We start from the raw sequence: 16,437 nt of genomic DNA, 5'->3' as shown, positions 1-16,437 counted from the left end.
GCCTCGTCCCGTCTACCCGGCGAACCAGCGCTGCTCGGCGGGCCGGATGTTGTGCCACACGTGCTTGGTCTCGCGGTACTCGTCCAGCCCGGCGAGCCCGAGCTCACGGCCGACGCCGGACTGCTTGTAGCCGCCCCACTCGGCCTGCGGCACGTAGGGGTGGTAGTCGTTGATCCAGACCGTCCCCATGCGCAGCCGGCCGGCGACCCGCTGCGCCTTGCCGGCGTCCTGGGTCCACACCGCGCCCGCCAAGCCGTAGATCGAGTCGTTGGCCGTGGCGACGGCGTCGTCCTCGCCGGTGAACGTCTCGACGGTCAGCACCGGTCCGAACGACTCGTCCTGGGTCACCGACATGTCACTGGTGCAGCGGTCGAGGATCGTCGGCAGGTAGTAGTAGCCGTCGGCGAGCTCGGGCTGCTCGGTTGCGTCGGGGCGCTTCCCGCCGCAGCGGAGGACGGCGCCCTCGGCGATCCCGGCGGCGACGTACGCCTCGACCTTGTCGCGGTGGCCCGCGCTGGTGAGCGGCCCGGTCTCGGCCTTCTCGTCGAACGGTCCGCCGAGCCGGATCCGTCCGGCCCGCTCGACGAGCGCGTCGACGAACCGGTCGTGGATCGACTCCTCGACGAGCAGCCGCGCACCCGCGGAGCAGACCTGGCCGGAGTGCAGGAAGACCGCCGTCAGCGCGTAGTCGAGGGCGACTTCGAGGTCGGCGTCGGCGAAGACGATGTTGGGGTTCTTGCCGCCGAGCTCGAGCGCGACCTTCTTCACCGTGGGGGCCGCGGCGGCCGCGATCGCACGGCCGGTCGCCAGCCCGCCGGTGAACGACACCAGGTCGACCCGCGGGTCCTCCGAGAGGGGCGCGCCCGCCTCGGGTCCCGCGCCGAGGACCAGGTTGCCGACCCCGGCCGGAAGCCCGGCCTCCTCGAGCAGACGCATCAGGTGGATCGCGGTGTGCGGCGTGAGCTCGCTCGGCTTGAGCACGAACGTGTTGCCCGCGGCCAGGCAGGGAGCGACCTTCCAGGAGACCTGGAGCAGCGGGTAGTTCCACGGCGAGATCAGGCCGCAGACGCCGATCGGCTCGTGGACGATGCGGCTGACGACGTCGGCGTTGCCCGTGTCGACCACGCGCCCGGCGTCCTCGGCGGCGACACGACCGTAGTAGCGGAACACCGACACGATGTCGTCGACGTCGTACTCGGACTCCACGAGCCGCTTGCCGGTGTCGAGCGACTCCATCCGCGCGACCGCGTCCTTGTCGCGCTCGAGCAGGTCGGCGACGCGCAGCAGCAGGTCACCGCGCTCGCGCGCCGACGTGTGCGGCCACGGCCCCTCGTGGAAGGCGCGGTGGGCAGCGGCGATCGCCTCGGCGGTGTCCTCGGCAGTAGCCTCGTCGACCTCGGCCACCAGCGTGCCGTCGGCGGGGCAGCGGATCTCACGCCGACCACCGGCGGCGGCAGCGCGCCACCGTCCGTCGACATAGAGATCCGGCACGGGCACTCCCCGCTTCCTGTTGCGCACTACGCATCGGAGTTCTTCAAGCGCAACGTGTGACTGTGTGAAGAATGCTGCGCTCCGGTGCGCGCGTCAAGGACCGCGGGGCGACCGTGACCTAACGTTGACCCCAGCCGAGCCGGTGGGAGACCTCCTCGGCGGCGGCCACCACCGCCCGGATGATCTCGTCGACGCGGTCGCCGTTCACCCGGAAGCTCGGCCCGGAAACGCTCATCGACGCGACGACGTCGCCGTGCACGTTGCGGATCGGCGCGGCCGCGGCGGTGAGACCGACCTCGAGCTCGTCGATGGCGAGGGCGTAGCCCTGCTCCCGCACCCGCTCGAGCTCGGCTCGCAGCTTGCCCTTCGACGTGATCGTCGCCGGGGTGTACGCCGCCAGGCGGGACAACGTGGCGTCGAGGCGCTGCTTGTCGAGCCCGCTGAGCAGCACCTTGCCGTTGCTGGTCGCGTGCAGCGGGATGTGCTGGCCCACCCAGTTGTGGGGCTGGAGCGCGGAGGACCCCGCGATCTGGTCCAGGTAGAGCGCCGAGTGCTCCGACAGCACCGCGATGTTGACGGTCTCTCCGGTGTCCGACGCGAGCTGGCGGGTCACCGGCCGCGCCTCCTGCACGAGGTCGAGCCGGGCCGTGGTCGCGCCGGCCAGGCGAAGGAGGCCGACCCCGAGGCGGTACTTGCCGCGGTCCTCGGTCTGCTCGACGAGCCGGTGCGCCTCGAGCGTCGCGACCAGCCGGAACGCCGTGCTCTTGTGCACGCCGAGCTCGCCGGCGATCTCGGTGACGCCGGCCTCGCCGTGCCGGGCGAGCTGCTCGAGGATCGTCAGCGCGCGATCGACCGACTGCACCCCCGCACCGTCAGCGTTGCTCATGGCGCAACCGTAACCGGTGGTTGAGGTGCGAGGAGCGCTAGCGACGAGCCTCGAAACCTCCGGCTATCGGAAGACGACCGTGCGGTGTCCGTTGAGCAGCACTCTCGACTCCGCGTGCCACCGCACGGCCCGGGAGAGCACCTGCGCCTCGACGTCACGGCCGGCGGTGACGAGCTGCTGCTGGTTGAAGCCGTGGTCGACGCGCACCACGTCCTGCTCGATGATCGGCCCCTCGTCGAGGTCGGCGGTCACGTAGTGCGCCGTGGCTCCGACCAGCTTCACGCCGCGGTCGAACGCCTGGTGGTAGGGCTTGGCGCCCTTGAAGCTCGGCAGGAACGAGTGGTGGATGTTGATGGCGCGCCCGGACAGCTCTGAGCACAGCTGGTCGGAGAGCACCTGCATGTAGCGGGCGAGCACGACGAGGTGGATGTCGTGCTTCTCGACCAGCTCTCGCAGTCGGTCCTCGGCCTGCGGCTTGGTCTCCGGGGTGACCGGGACGTGCTCGAACTCCAGCCCGTGCGCCCTCACCAGCGGCTCGGCGTCGAGGTGGTTGGACACCACCACCGGGATCTCGATCTGGAGCGAGCCGGTGCTGTAGCGGAACAGCAGGTCGTTGAGGCAGTGCAGGTGCTTGGACACCATGATCAGCGTCCGGTACGGCGCCCGCGCCTCCCAGAGCTCGAAGGTCATGTCGAACCGCCGCGCGACGTCGGCGAAGTCGCTGCGCAGCGACTCGGCCGTCACCTGCTCCGCACCCTCTCCCTGGACCAGGAAGTCGAGGCGCATGAAGAACCGGCCGGTCAGCTGGTCGCCGAACTGCTGGCTCTCCACGATGTTGCCGCCGTGGCCGACGAGGAAGGACGAGACGGCGTGCACGACGCCGGGCCGGTCGGGACACGTCAGGACCAGCACGAAGTCGCCGGAGGGCGCCGTGGCGCGGGGCGTCAGCTCGGTGGTGGCGAACGACATGGCGCGCCTCTCTCAGTCGCCGAGCTCGGCGCGGCGGCGGACGACGTACTCCTCGAGCTCCTGGCGGATCGCGTCGTCGAGCGGCGGCGGCTCGTAGTCGGTCAGCCGCTGCTTGTAGATCTCGCCGGCCCGGGTCAGCGCGTCCTTGCCGCCGTTGCGCAGCCATCGCTCGTAGTTGTCCGACGACGACAGCATCGGCCGGTAGAAGCAGGTGCGGAACCGCTCCATCGTGTGCATCGCGCCGAGAAAGTGCCCGCCGTGGCCGACCTCCTCGTGCGCGCCGAACGCCATCGACTCCTCGTCGATCTCCAGCGGCGTGAATTCGACCTGGAGCATCTGGAGGATCTCGGCGTCGACGATGAACTTCTCGTAGCCCGCGACCAGGCCGCCCTCGAGCCACCCGGCGGAGTGCATGACCCAGTTGGCGCCGGCGAGGAAGGTCGGCAGCATCGTCATCAGCGCCTCGTAGCCGGCCTGCGCGTCGGCGACCTGCGAGGACGTGAGCCCGCCACCGGTGCGGAACGGCAGCCCGAAGTGACGCGCGATCTGTCCGGTGCAGAGCAGGCCGATGCCGGACTCGGGCGTGCCGAACGTCGGCGAGCCCGACTGCATGTCGATGTTGGAGAGGAACGACCCGAAGATCACCGGCGTGCCGGGCCGGATCAGCTGGGACAGGGCGATGCCCGAGAGCGCCTCGACGATCTGCTGCACCAGCGCCGCCGGGATCGTCACCGGCGACATCGCGCCCATCAGGATGAACGGGGTGAGCACCACCGGCTGCCCGGCGCCGGAGTACTCGAACTGCGCCTCGAGCATCCGGTCGTCCCACCGCAGCGGCGAGTTGCAGTTGATCAGCGAGATCGTCGCCGGCGTCTCCTCGATCGCCTCCCGGGACCCGAACAGGATCGACGTCATCGCCAGGGTGTCGGCGGCGTTGGCCCCTGAGACGACGTTGCCCATGTAGACCTTGTCGGTCAGCGTCTGGAGCGCGTAGGTCATGTCGAGGTGCCGGCTGTCGAGCGGGGTGTCGTTGGGCTCGCAGATCACGCCGCCGGCCGAGTCGAGCACCGGGAACGACTGGGCGAGCCGGGTGAAGTTCCGGAAGTCGTCCATCGTCGCGTCGCGGCGTACGTCGCCCTCGCGCACGAACGGAGGGCCGTAGACGGCGCCGAACGCCATCGAGTCACCGCCGATGTGGATGTTGTGCTCGGGGTTGCGGGCCTGCACGTCGAACTCCCCCGGCGCCTTGGCCACCTGCTCCAGCACGAAGTCGGGGTCGAGGAAGACCGTGCGGTCCTCCACCCGCTGCCCCGCCTTGCGGAAGAGGTCCAGCGCCCGGTCGTCCATGAACTCGACGCCGATCTCGGTCATCAGCTTGCGCCAGCCCTTGTCGAGCGTGGCCATCGCGTCCGCCGAGAGGATCTCGTAGCGGGGCATCCGGTTCTGGAACATCGAGCGGCCTCCTTGACCTCGGGGTCTTCCGCATCCTAGCCTCACTTTATGGAAGCGAGGTTCCACATCATGGAACATCGCGACGAGGAACGGAACCCCCGATGAGCAACCAGGCGAACACCGGCACCCAGGCGGTCGACCGCGCCGCGCTGCTGGTCGCCACGGTGGTCCGCGCCGACGAGCCGCTGACCTTCGGCGCCCTCCAGGAGGAGTGCGGCCTGCCGAAGTCCACGACCTCCCGGATGCTCACGGCGCTCGAGCGCACCGAGCTGATCGAGCGCAACGAGGCGGGGTCGTACGTCGCCGGCCCCCTCTTCTGGCTGTACGCCGCCCGCCACGACCCGTGGGAGGAGCTGGTGCGGCTCGCGCGGCCCGCGATGGAGAAGGTCGGCGCCGAGACCGGCGAGACCGTGCACCTGGCCGTCGCCCGCGGCGACCGCGTCGTGCAGGTCGCACAGGTCGACTCGACGTACCTGCTGGGCAGCCGCGACTGGACCGCCGTCGACGTGCCCGCCCACATGTCCGCGCTGGGCAAGGTGATGCTCGCGTTCGACGCGCTCGAAGCGCCCGACGGGCCGCTCGAGCAGCAGACGGAGCACACCATCGTCGATCCCGGCGCGCTGCGCCGCGAGCTGGCCCAGGTCGCCCGCCGCGGCTGGGCCAGCACGATCGACGAGCTGGAGATCGGACTCACCGGTGTGGCCGCGCCGGTGCGGGGCGTCACGGGTGACGTCGTCGCGGCTCTGGGCGTCTCGGGGCCGAGCCAGCGGCTGGCCGACCGGCGCGACGAGCTCGGCCGACTGTTGAACGAGCGGACGGAGCAGCTGTCCGGGCTGCTCCGGCGCAAGACCCCCAAGGAGGGCGTGGCATGACTCCCGAAGAGATCCTTCAGGGCCTGTACGACGAGACGCTGGTCGGCAACGCCCCGCGGGTGCTCGAGCTCACCGAGGAGGGCCTCGCCCTCTCCATGGAGCCCCAGACGCTGTTGTTCGACGCGCTCATCCCCTCGCTGGAGGAGGTCGGCGCCCGGTTCGAGCGCGGCGACTTCTTCGTGCCCGAGATGCTGATCGCCGGCCGGGCGATGGCCGGTGCGATGGAGCGGCTGCGCCCGCTGCTCGCCGAGACCGGCGTGCAGACCATCGGCAAGTTCCTGATGGGCACCGTCAAGGGCGACGTCCACGACATCGGCAAGAACCTCGTCAACATCATGCTCGAGGGCGCCGGCTTCGAGGTGATCGACCTCGGCGTGCAGGTCGCGCCGGAGAAGTTCGTCTCCGCGATCGAGGAGCACCAGCCCGACATCGTCGGCTTCTCCGCGTTCCTCACCACGACGATGCCGATGTTCAAGGCCAACATGAACGCGCTCGAGAAGGCCGGGATGCGCAGCGACGTGATCGTGATGGTGGGCGGAGCGCCGGTCACCCAGGAGTACGCCGACGCCGTCGGCGCCGACGGCTACGCCGCCGACGCCTCGCAGACGGTCAAGCGCGCGAAGGCGCTGCTCGACGAGAAGCGCGCGAAGGTCCCTGCGTGATGGCCGCCGAGCACCTCGAGACCGTCCTCCGGTCCGCGACCAAGGAGGTCGTGATCGGTCACGACCGCCGGTTCTGCCTGATCGGCGAGCGGATCAACCCGACCGGCCGCCGGATCTTCCAGGAGCAGCTCCGCGAGGGCGACATGTCCGCGATCGAGCGCGACGTGAAGGCCCAGGTGGAGGGCGGCGCCGACGTGCTCGACGTCAACATGGGCGTCCCGCTCACCGACGAGCCCGAGCTGCTCGCCCGGGCGATCAAGCTGGTCCAGAGCCTGACCGACCTGCCGATCTGCATCGACTCGTCCGTGGTCGAGGCGCTCGAGGCCGGGCTCGCGGTCTACGAGGGCCGCGCGCTGGTCAACTCGGTGACCGCCGAGGACGACCGGCTCGAGCTGATCCTCCCCCTGGTCAAGAAGTACGACGCCGCGATCATCGCGCTGCCCAACGACCACGACGAGATCCCGATGGAGGTCGAGAAGCGGGTCGACCTGACGCGCAAGATCGTCGAGGTCGCCACCAAGGACTACGGCATCGCCGCCGCGGACATCGTCATCGACCCGCTCGCGATGCCGATCGGCGCCGACACGACGACGTCGCTGGTGACGCTGGAGACCATGCGGCGGATCCGCGACGAGTTCGGCGTCAACATGACCTGCGGCGCCTCCAACACCTCGTTCGGGATGCCCGACCGGCACACCCTCGGCGCCGCCTGGCTGCCGATGGCGATGACCGCCGGGCTGACCAGCGCCATCATGGACACCCGCACCCCGCAGATCGTCGAGGCCGTCAAGGCGGCCGACGTCTTCCTCAACCACGACGAGTGGGGGATGGCGTGGATCGCGGCGCACCGGGCGAAGGCGGCCGAATCGGCATGAGCTCGTCGGCCGACGACGACGTCCCCGAGGTCGACCTCGACGCGGTCCGGCGGGAGGGACTGCTCGCGCCGCCGGGCGCCGGCCCGGTCGCCCACGACGGCGCCGGCCGCGTCTCCCTCCGCTTCACCGTGCTCGACCCCGACCCCGAGCGGACGACGCAGCGGGAGGTCCGGGTGCCGCCCGGCGTCCCGGTGTTCGACGCCGCGTCGTGGAACGGCATCGCGATCGACTCGACGTGCGGCGGCCACGGCACCTGTCACAAGTGCAAGGTGCGCGTGGAGGGCAGCACCCCCATCACCCGCCACGACGTCAAGACGTTCACCCGCGAGCAGCTCGACGACGGCTGGCGGCTCGCGTGCCTCGTGCAGGCCACGCGGGACCTCGCCGTCGACGTACCTCCGCTGACGACGCGGCCGAAGGCGGCGACGGTCGGCGTCGGCAGACAGGTGATCCTGCGCCCGGCTGTCCAGAAGAGGTACGTCGAGCTCGACGAGCCGAGCCTCGCCGACCAGCGTCCCGACATCGACCGCCTGCTCGCGGCGATCGACGACCTGGAGCCGGTGCCCGACCTGCACGTGCTGCGGCGGCTGCCGACGGTGCTGCGCGCAGCAGACTTCAAGGTGACCGCCGTGATCGTGGACGAGGCGCTCGTCGACGTCGAGCCCGGCGACACGACCGACGTCCGCTACGCGATCGCCTACGACCTCGGCACCACCACCGTCGTCGCCACGCTGCTCGACCTCGCGCTCGGGACGCCCGTGGCGGTCGCGTCGATGCTCAACAAGCAGCAGCCGTTCGGCGGTGACGTGATCACCCGCATCAGCGCGACGATGATGGACCCCGAGACGCTGCCGCGGCTCCAGCAGGCGGCGAGCGCGACCCTCGCCGAGCTCGCGGCGCAGGTCTGTGCCGAGGGCGAGGTCGACCCGCGGCACGTCTACGAGGTCGCCGTCGCCGGCAACGCCACCATGACTGCGCTGGTGCTCGGCATCGACCCGGAGCCGCTCGGGGTCGCGCCGTTCGTGATGGCGACGTCGCAGCCGGCCGCGGTGCTCGCCACCGACGTCGGGCTCGACCTCCACCCGCGGGCGCGGGTCGCGTTCTTCCCCGCGCTCGGTGCCTACGTCGGCGGCGACATCGTCGCCGGCATGCTGGCGACCGGCATGGACCGCGACAAGCGGGTCCGCCTGTTCATCGACGTCGGCACCAACTGTGAGATCGTCGTCAGCGACGGCGACCGGATCCTCTCCACCGCCGCGCCCGCCGGCCCGGCCTTCGAGGGCGGGGCGATCAAGTGCGGCATGCGGGCCGCCGACGGCGCGATCGAGGTCGTCCGGCTGGGCGACGACGTCCAGCTCGGCGTGATCGGCGACGTCGAGCCCAAGGGCCTGTGCGGGTCGGGGCTCGTCGACGCCGTCGCCGAGCTGGCGAAGGTCGGCCTGCTCGACGGCACCGGCCGCTTCGTCCCCGACGCCCAGGCGCCGACCATCGCGCCCGCGCTCGCCGACCGGCTGACCCGGATCGGCGAGGAGCGGGTGTTCGTGCTGCACCGGCCGCACGCCGACGCCCCACCCGAGGAGTGCGTCGTCCTCTCGCAGCGCGACGTCCGCGAGCTCCAGTTCGCGAAGGCCGCGATCTCCACCGGGTGGACCCTGCTGCTCGAGGAGCTCGGCCTCGAGCACAAGGACGTGCAGCAGGTGCTGATGGCCGGCTCGTTCGGGAGCTACATCTCCCCCGCCTCGGCGGTGCGGATCGGGCTGGTGCCGAAGCTCCCGGTGCTGCGGATCGTCTCGGCCGGCAACGTCGCCGGCGAGGGCGCGAAGATGGCGCTGCTCTCCATCCGCGAGCGCGCCGGGGCCGAAGCGCTGCTGGAGGAGGTGACCTATGTCGAGCTCTCCGACCGTGCTGACTTCAACGACCGCTTCGTCGAGCAGCTCGGGTTCGGCGGCTGAGGCCCACGACCGGCTCGCGCTGATCGCGTGCGGCGCGCTCGCCCAGCCCGCCGCCGAGGTCGCCGCACGACGCGGGTGGGCGGTCGACGTACACCCGCTGCCGCCGCTGCTGCACAACCAGCCGCACCTGATCGCCGACGAGGTGCGGTGCCTGGCCACCAGCCTCCAGGTCGCCGGCCACCGGGTGGCGATCGGGTACGCCGACTGCGGCACCTACGGCGCGCTCGACGACGTGTGCCGCGAGCTCGGCGTGGACCGCCTGCCGGGCCTGCACTGCTACGACGTCTACGGCGGGGCAGAGCGGATCGCGCGGTTCTTCGAGGACCAGCCCGGCACCTACGTCCTCACCGACTTCCTGGTGCGGTCCTTCAGCCGCACCGTCGTCCGCGAGCTCGGCCTGGACCGCTACCCGGAGCTGCGCGACGACTACTTCGGGTCCTACACGCGGGCGGTCTGGCTCGCGCAGGAACCCGACGACGAGCTGTGCCGCCTCGCCGAGGAGGCGGCGGCCACGATCGGCCTGCCGCTGACCGTCGTCGAGACCGGCCATGCCGGTCTCGAGGAGGCGCTCGGCGCCCTGGTCGACGGCTCGGTCGGCGCAGCGGGACGGGGGTAGGGACATGCGGAGCAAGGAACGCGCGACGGTCCGGCGCCTGCTGACCAACGCCCGCTACGAGGTGCTGCCCACCAAGACCATCGAGGCGAAGGTGCTCGAGTCGGTGCCGACGAGCGTCCCGGTGACCGTCACCGCCTCGCCGTCGATGGGGCTGGAGCGCACGATCGAGACCGCCGAGAGCTTCGCGGCGCAGGGCTACACCGTCGTCCCGCACCTCGCCGCGCGGATGGTGCACGGCCGCACCGAGCTCGAGGAGCTCGCAACGCGGCTGGGCGCCGCCGGCATCACCAGCGTCTTCGTGCCCGGCGGCGACGCCGATCCGGTCGGGGACTACAAGGACGCGCTCAGCATGCTCGAGGACCTGACGGCGATCGGGTCGCCGTTCGCCCACGTGGGGGTGACCGGCTATCCCGAGAGCCACCCGACGATCCACGACGACCTGACCGTGCAGTCGATGTGGGACAAGCGCCGCCACGCCACCCACATCGTCAGCAACCTGACGTTCGACGCCGCCGTCATCAAGGACTGGCTGCAGCGGATGCGGCTGCGCGGGATCGGCCTCCCCCTCCTGCTGGGCGTGCCGGGTCCGGTCGAGCGGACCAAGCTGCTGAGCATGGCGACCAAGATCGGGGTCGGCGACTCCACCCGCTTCCTCGCCAAGCAGAAGGGCCTGATGGCCCGACTCGTGGCGCCCGGCGGGTTCACCGGCGAGTCGTTCCTCGAGAAGGCTGCCCCCACGGTCGGCGAGCCCGAGATGAACGTGAGCGGCCTGCACGTCTACACGTTCAACCAGGTCGCCGAGACCGAGGCCTGGCGGCAGGACTGGCTGAAGCGACTCGAGGGCTGAGGCTAGAGCCGCTCCGCGGCCACCTTCAGGTCGGCGACGAGCTCGTCGTACGCCGCGGCGCGGTCGTCGGTGCGCAGCACCGATGACGGATGGGTGGTCGGCAGCACCCAGTCGGGCGGGTGCGCGACCGGGAACGACTCCGGCCAGTCGATCGCCCGGCCCCGGCTCTCGCCGACCTTGAACGACGACCCGTAGACCGCCTTCCCGGCGGTGCCGCCGAGGATCACGACGCCGGTCGGCCGCACCAGGTCGAGCTCGGCCACGAGCCACGGGCTGCACGCCTGGACGTGTCCGCGCGCCGGCGACTTGTGGATCCGCTGCTTGCCGCGCGTGCCCGACCAGCGGAAGTGCTTGACGACGTTGGTGCGGAAGACCGACGACGGGTCGATGCCGGCGTCGTCGAGGGCGCGGTCGAGCAGCTTGCCGGCCGGACCGACGAACGGCTCGCCCTCCTGGTCCTCGCGGTCCCCGGGCTGCTCGCCGAGGAGCACGAGCGGCGCCTTCGGGTCGCCATCGCCCATCACCCCCTGGGTCGCGTCGCGGTAGAGCTCGCAACCGTGGCACGCCTGCACCGCCTCGCGCAGGCGCGGCAGCGTCGGCCGGTCGGGCACCCACTCCTCGGCTCCGGGTCGGTCGGGCTTGTCCATGCGTACGGCGGTACCCGGCTTCCGTTCGGTCTACGCTGCCGCCGTGGCGACCTCCCTGGAGAAGCTCCGCGCCGAGCCGGTGCTCGAGACCGTGCACCGGCTCCAGGAGCGCGTCGCCGCCCGCTTTCCCAGCCGCGGCCTCACCCACGTCGCCGGCGAGCTGGTCGCCCTCGTCGAGGAGGTCGCCGCCAGTCCGGTCACCTCGCGCGGGCGGCTGCACGCCGTACGGTTCGTGGCGCAGGTGCTGATCGCGGTGGTGCTCGCGGCCGCGGGCTACCTGTTCATCACCGCGGTGCGCGACGCCGTCGCCGACGGGCCCGACCAGGGCTTCGAGTGGCTGCCGCTGGTCGAGAACGCGATCAACGACCTGGTCTTCGCCTCGATCGCCATCTGGTTCCTCCACTCCATGCCCGAGCGGCTCCAGCGGCAGCAGGCCCTCGCGCTGCTCCACCGAATGCGGTCGATGGCCCACATCATCGACATGCACCAGCTGACGAAGGACCCCGAGCGGCTGCGGGCGTCGTTCGAACCGACCGACAAGAGCCCCGCCCCGATGGCGCTGACGCCGGCCGAGCTCGAGCACTACCTCGACTACTGCTCGGAGATGCTGAGCCTGGTGTCGAAGACAGCCGCGCTCTGCGCCGAGGAGTCGCAGGACGCCGTCGTCCTCGACACGGTCAGCACGATCGAGACGCTGACGGTCGGCATGTCGCGCAAGATCTGGCAGAAGATCGAGATCCTCAACGCGACCCGGCGCGAGCTGGAGCAGGAGCAGCCGGGGCCGCGTCCAGCCTGACCGCAATGCAACCTTCCCTGCCCCAGCGGCGTCTCTTGTCCGCTGACCCGCCAGGGCAGACCACCGACGAAAGAGAAGAGAAGGACATGCGCATCATCGCCTCCGCCGCCGCTGCCCTGTCGGCCGCCGCCCTGACCATCGGCCTCGCCGGCCCGGCCAACGCCGACCTCTACGGCATCGACGACCCGCAGGACACCAACCACGGCTCCGACATCCTCGCGATGTCGTTCCGCAACGGCATGGACAACATCCACATCACGACCCACCACCTCGGGCTGCGCCGGGACCCGAAGACCGGGTCGGGCGGGTCGTTCTTCATCGACACCGACCGCCACGACAAGGGCCCGGAGTACGTGCTCTCGGGCGGATTCTTCGCGGGCACAGACTACGCCCTGGTCGAGACCGAGGGCTTCGACGTCGCCAAGTGGGGCGACCGGGTCGACGGCGACTACTCCATGCGCGTGAACTACAAGAAGGAGCGCGTCCACGTCGTCATCTCCCGCGCCGCCCTGGACAACCCGGCGAAGGTCCGCGTCGCGGTCCGCGCCTCCGGCACCCGCACGGACGGCACGAGCAAGGGCCTGACCGACTGGGTCGGCAAGCGCCGCACGTTCACCCCCTGGATCCAGCAGGGGTGACCCCGCGGGTCAGGACGATCCGACCAGCAACACGGTGAGGACCGCGAACGCGGCGACGACCAGGCCGCTCGTCACGAGCACCGCCATCGGTCGTCGCCGCGCGACCCACTCCACGGCCTGGTAGCCGAGGGTGATCGCGCCGAGCAGCACCGTCGCGTGCAGCAGTACGGCGAGCGCGACCCCCGTGATCGCGCCCGCGATCCAGAAGCGCCCCCACGTCGCCGCGAGCAGCAGCGGGATCACGATCGCCCCGGCGAGGCCGCCGACCAGCTCCAGGGCGAACGACCGCGACTCTCCCATCCAGGGCAGCCAGGCGACCACGTCGGCGAGGTCAAGGGTGGCGACCACGCCGAGCGCGGCGATGACGACCAGCGTGCCGAGCGCGGTGAGCGCGTAGCGCAGGTGCTGGCCGCGCGACCACTCCTCCGAGCCGTCCTTGATCGTCCCGAGGGTCACGGCCGACCAGACCAGCCAGCGGCGACCGGTCGCCGTACCGCTGTCGCGCATGGCCCGCCGGAACACCTCGTCGGCGGCGACCCGGTCGATGTGCTGGCCGCGGTAGAGCTGCGGCCGGAGCCGGTCGTGGACGAGCGCGTCATGCACCAGCGCCGGCGCGAGGTGCTTGCCCGTCTTGGGCACCAGCCAGGTGAAGATCGCGGGCACCGAGGCGAGGTCGGTGCGGAAGTGACCCAGCACGTCGGGCACCAGGAAGATCCCGTGCACCTCGTCCTCGTAGGCCAGGCGGCGCTCCATGGCCCACCGCTCGGTGCCGGTCGAGTCGTCGCGCTCGAGCACGATCCGCGGTCGCCGGTCGCGGTCGGGGTCCTCGACGTCGGTGCCGCCGTCGAAGAAGTTGCCGGGATGAGCGGCCGGGTGGAGGTCCATGCCACCGAGGCGCATGGCGTGAGTATCCCGCGATACCCCGTCAGAAGCAGCGACCCTCGCCGAGCCGCACCAGGCCCTCGCGGTCGCCGGGCCCGAAGTCGCGCACGAAGGTGCCGTCGGCATACATGAGCTCGTCGCGATCGGACACGTGGTCGAGCCCGACCAGGTGGCCGAGCTCGTGGAGCAGCACGCCTCGCGCGACGTCGGAGTCGAGGTCCGCGTCGAGGTCGGTGTCGAGGGTGACCGAGCCGGTGACGTAGCGCTGCCGGCCGCCGCCCATGCCGATGGCGGTCGCGCCGCCGACCCCGACGACGTCGCCGTCGAGGTCGGGCACCTCGTCCTCGTCGGCCCAGGCGATCAGGACCGGCGCGTGACCGAACGCCCCGGAGTCGACCAGCGAGCTCGGGCGGCGGTCGGTGCTGCCGTCGTAGACGAATTGGAGCCCGGTGAGCGCAGACACCTCGTCGACCGCCTCGGCGACGAAGTCCTCCGCGTCGTCCGGTCCGCCCTCGGGGTTGACCTGGTAGCGGATCTCCTGACAGGGGTCCCAGGCGACCGGTTCGCCGGGCCTGCCCGGCTGGTGCTGGAGAAAGGCGTGCTCACCGCCGACTCCGACGTCGGCCGGCGATCCGAGCAACCGGTCGATGTCGCTGAGGACGAGGACGCCGGAGAACGCGAGGAGGCTGACGGCCAGGACCACGCCCCAGACCGCGCGCCCCCTGCTCACCCGGCGCCCCGGAGGGCGTCGGGGTCGGTCACCGGGCGCTCGCAGACGAAGCCACGGCAGACGTACGCCGCGGGTGCGCCGTCGACGGGGGTGCGGCCCATCAGCAGGGGGATGTCGTCGCGCGCGTCGTCGGCCACGACGACGACCGCGCCGGGGATCTGCCGCGCCTCGGCCACGAGCGCGTCACGCTCCGGTCCGGCCGGACCGACGACGGCGATCTCGAGCGGGCCGTCGAGCATGGTCTGGGCGGCCGCGAGCGACCAGCCCGCGAAGCGCGGGGCCTTCTCCATCAGCTGGCCGACCGTCGCGAGCGCCGCCTCGGCAGCGCTGCGGTAGCGCCCCTCGCCGGTCAGCGCGTGGGCGACGACCAGTGCGTGCACCGTCGAGCTCAGGCCGCTCGGCGACGCGTTGTCGCCGGCGTCGCGGGGCCGCGTGACGAGCGGCTCGGCCTCGCGATGGGTGTCGAAGAACCCGCCGTCGCTGGCCCCGAAGCCCGCGATCGCCTCGTCGAGCAGCGACGTGGCGAGCCGGAGCCAGCGGGCGTCACCGGTCGCCTGCACGAGCGAGAGCAGGCCCGACGCCACGCACCCGTAGTCCTCGAGCACCCCGTCGTGGCGGCCGGCCACGCCGTCGCGCGAGACCCGCAGGAGCCGGCTCCCGTGGCTGCCGGGCACCACGTGGACCCGCTCGATCAGCTCCGCCGCGGTGACCGCCGCGGCGACGTACGACGGCTCGCCTAGGAGCGTGCCCGCGTCGCACAAGCCGCTGATGGCGAGGCCGTTCCACGCGGCGACGACCTTGTCGTCGCGGGCGGGCCGCGGCCGGAGCTCGCGGGCGTCGAGCAGCCGCGCGCGGACCTCCGAGAGCCGCGCCTGCTCGCCGGGCTTGGTCGGGAAGTCGCGCAGCTGGAGCGTGGAGGTGCCGTGCTCGAACGTGCCCTCCTCGGTGACACCGAAGACCTTCGCGGCCCACGCCCCGCGGTCGTGGCCGAGCGCCTCGACCAGCTGCTCCGGCGTCCAGACGTAGAACGCGCCCTCCTCCTGCTTCCCCGTCACCGGGTGCGCGCTGTCGGCGTCGAGCGCGGACGCGAACCCGCCCTCCGCCGTGAGCAGCTCGCGGAGCATGAAGTCCGCCGTCTCCCGCGCGATGCGGCCCCCGAGGGTGGTCGAGTAGTCCGAGCCGCTAGGCGAGGACATATCGAGACCGTCGAGACGCGCGTAGAGGCCCAGCAGCAGGGCGTTGTCGTAGAGCATCTTCTCGAAGTGGGGCACCACCCATTCCCGGTCGACCGCGTAGCGCGCGAACCCGCCGCCCACCTGGTCGTACATGCCGCTGCCCGCCATCGCAGCCGCCGTCCGCACCAGCATCTCCCCCGCCCGCTCGACTGCCGGTGGTTGAGGTGCGAGGCCGCCCGCGGCCGAGCCTCGAAACCTCCGGCCCGCGTACCGACGCAGGAACTCCAGCACCATCGAGGGCGGGAACTTCGGAGCACCGCCGAACCCGCCCGCGGTCGCGTCGTACTCCCGCTCCAGCAGCAGCACCGCGCCCTCGAGCACGGAGGCGTCGACCGCGCGGCCGCCACCGAGCCCGCCGCCCGCCGCCTCGAGGTGCTGGCGCACGGTCGCCGCGACACCGCGCACCTCCTCGCCGCGGTCGCGCCACGCGTCGCTGAGTGCCTGCAGCACCTGCGTGAACGCCGGCTGCCCGTGCCGCGGCTGGTCGGGGAAGTAGGTGCCGGCGAAGAACGGGTTGCCGTCGTGGTCGAGCACGCAGGTCATCGGCCAGCCGCCGTGCCCGGTCATCGCCGTGGTCGCCTGCATGTAGACCGCGTCGACGTCGGGCCGCTCCTCGCGGTCGACCTTCACGTTGACGAAGTGCTCGTTCATGTACGCCGCGGTCGCCTCGTCCTCGAACGACTCGTGCGCCATCACGTGGCACCAGTGGCAGGCGGCGTAGCCCACCGACAGCAGCACGGGCACGTTGCGCTCGCGGGCCTCGGCGAACGCCTCCTCGCCCCACTCCCACCAGTCGACGGGGTTGTCGGCGTGCTGGAGGAGGTAGGGGCTGGTCGCGGACGCCAGGCGGTTGGCCATCAGGCACTACTCCGATCCCGTGATGCTGC

At 71.6% G+C, this 16,437-nt stretch carries 16 protein-coding genes; 8 read left to right on the top strand and 8 right to left on the bottom strand.

Going from position 1 to position 16,437, the window contains the following annotated elements; genetic code table 11:
• Window positions 1–12 precede the first annotated feature (12 nt).
• The 4 genes from HNR19_RS04990 to HNR19_RS04975 form a co-directional block, all read right to left on the bottom strand.
• A complete protein-coding gene (locus tag HNR19_RS04990; RefSeq protein ID WP_179666905.1) occupies window positions 13–1,491 on the bottom strand; it encodes an aldehyde dehydrogenase family protein in 1,479 nt (492 codons plus the stop codon).
• Window positions 1,492–1,609: 118 nt separating this feature from the next.
• Window positions 1,610–2,377 (bottom strand): IclR family transcriptional regulator, encoded by a 768-nt coding sequence (locus HNR19_RS04985; protein WP_179666904.1) that lies wholly within the window; start codon window positions 2,375–2,377, stop codon window positions 1,610–1,612.
• A 63-nt stretch (window positions 2,378–2,440) separates the two neighbouring features.
• Window positions 2,441–3,346: a formyltetrahydrofolate deformylase gene (gene purU / locus HNR19_RS04980; RefSeq protein ID WP_218910149.1), complete on the bottom strand. Its 906-nt coding sequence runs from the start codon at window positions 3,344–3,346 to the stop codon at window positions 2,441–2,443.
• Between the two features lie 12 nt (window positions 3,347–3,358).
• On the bottom strand, window positions 3,359–4,798 hold the full coding sequence (locus tag HNR19_RS04975; protein WP_179666903.1) for a trimethylamine methyltransferase family protein: 1,440 nt from the start codon (window positions 4,796–4,798) through the stop codon (window positions 3,359–3,361).
• 101 nt (window positions 4,799–4,899) lie between these two features.
• Between HNR19_RS04975 and HNR19_RS04970 the strand changes: the two genes are divergently transcribed.
• From HNR19_RS04970 to HNR19_RS04945, 6 genes are read left to right on the top strand one after another with little or no spacing between them, the layout of a single operon-like run.
• Entirely contained in the window at window positions 4,900–5,670 is a 771-nt protein-coding gene (locus HNR19_RS04970; RefSeq protein ID WP_179666902.1) for an IclR family transcriptional regulator, read from the top strand.
• Complete coding sequence (locus tag HNR19_RS04965) at window positions 5,667–6,332, top strand: corrinoid protein (protein WP_179666901.1); 666 nt, start codon at window positions 5,667–5,669, stop codon at window positions 6,330–6,332. The genes HNR19_RS04970 and HNR19_RS04965 overlap by 4 nt, the downstream gene beginning before the upstream one ends.
• The gene (locus tag HNR19_RS04960) at window positions 6,332–7,207 is read left to right on the top strand and encodes a dihydropteroate synthase (protein WP_179666900.1); all 876 of its coding nucleotides are present in this window, start codon (window positions 6,332–6,334) and stop codon (window positions 7,205–7,207) included. The genes HNR19_RS04965 and HNR19_RS04960 overlap by 1 nt, the downstream gene beginning before the upstream one ends.
• Window positions 7,204–9,159, top strand: coding sequence for an ASKHA domain-containing protein (locus HNR19_RS04955; protein WP_179666899.1), 1,956 nt, complete (start codon window positions 7,204–7,206; stop codon window positions 9,157–9,159). The genes HNR19_RS04960 and HNR19_RS04955 overlap by 4 nt, the downstream gene beginning before the upstream one ends.
• Window positions 9,092–9,775, top strand: coding sequence for a DUF1638 domain-containing protein (locus tag HNR19_RS04950; RefSeq protein WP_179666898.1), 684 nt, complete (start codon window positions 9,092–9,094; stop codon window positions 9,773–9,775). Before HNR19_RS04955 ends, HNR19_RS04950 begins: the two co-directional genes overlap by 68 nt.
• A gap of 4 nt (window positions 9,776–9,779) precedes the next feature.
• Window positions 9,780–10,622 (top strand): methylenetetrahydrofolate reductase, encoded by an 843-nt coding sequence (locus tag HNR19_RS04945; RefSeq protein ID WP_179666897.1) that lies wholly within the window; start codon window positions 9,780–9,782, stop codon window positions 10,620–10,622.
• A gap of 2 nt (window positions 10,623–10,624) precedes the next feature.
• On the opposite strand, the gene HNR19_RS04940 is transcribed toward HNR19_RS04945, so the two are convergent.
• On the bottom strand, window positions 10,625–11,269 hold the full coding sequence (locus tag HNR19_RS04940; RefSeq protein WP_179666896.1) for a UdgX family uracil-DNA binding protein: 645 nt from the start codon (window positions 11,267–11,269) through the stop codon (window positions 10,625–10,627).
• A 43-nt stretch (window positions 11,270–11,312) separates the two neighbouring features.
• Here HNR19_RS04940 and HNR19_RS04935 point away from each other — a divergent pair, with 43 nt between their 5' ends.
• Entirely contained in the window at window positions 11,313–12,065 is a 753-nt protein-coding gene (locus HNR19_RS04935) for a hypothetical protein (RefSeq protein ID WP_343047056.1), read from the top strand.
• A gap of 86 nt (window positions 12,066–12,151) precedes the next feature.
• Window positions 12,152–12,703: a hypothetical protein gene (locus HNR19_RS04930; protein ID WP_179666894.1), complete on the top strand. Its 552-nt coding sequence runs from the start codon at window positions 12,152–12,154 to the stop codon at window positions 12,701–12,703.
• 9 nt (window positions 12,704–12,712) lie between these two features.
• Here HNR19_RS04930 and HNR19_RS04925 read toward each other — a convergent pair whose 3' ends face one another.
• Genes HNR19_RS04925 through HNR19_RS04915 form a run of 3 tightly spaced genes read right to left on the bottom strand, consistent with a single transcriptional unit; the run spans window position 12,713 to window position 16,408 of the window.
• On the bottom strand, window positions 12,713–13,603 hold the full coding sequence (locus HNR19_RS04925; protein WP_179666893.1) for a DUF1353 domain-containing protein: 891 nt from the start codon (window positions 13,601–13,603) through the stop codon (window positions 12,713–12,715).
• Window positions 13,604–13,628: 25 nt separating this feature from the next.
• Window positions 13,629–14,315, bottom strand: a complete 687-nt coding sequence (locus tag HNR19_RS23440) for a matrixin family metalloprotease (protein WP_179666892.1) — start codon at window positions 14,313–14,315, stop codon at window positions 13,629–13,631.
• Window positions 14,312–16,408, bottom strand: a complete 2,097-nt coding sequence (locus tag HNR19_RS04915) for a thioredoxin domain-containing protein (protein ID WP_179666891.1) — start codon at window positions 16,406–16,408, stop codon at window positions 14,312–14,314. The genes HNR19_RS23440 and HNR19_RS04915 overlap by 4 nt, the downstream gene beginning before the upstream one ends.
• Window positions 16,409–16,437: the final 29 nt, after the last annotated feature.

This window comes from Nocardioides thalensis (assembly GCF_013410655.1).
GTDB lineage: Bacteria > Actinomycetota > Actinomycetes > Propionibacteriales > Nocardioidaceae > Nocardioides > Nocardioides thalensis.
The sequence above is the reverse complement of the archived record's forward strand: the minus strand, read 5'-3'. Positions and strand labels throughout refer to the sequence as shown.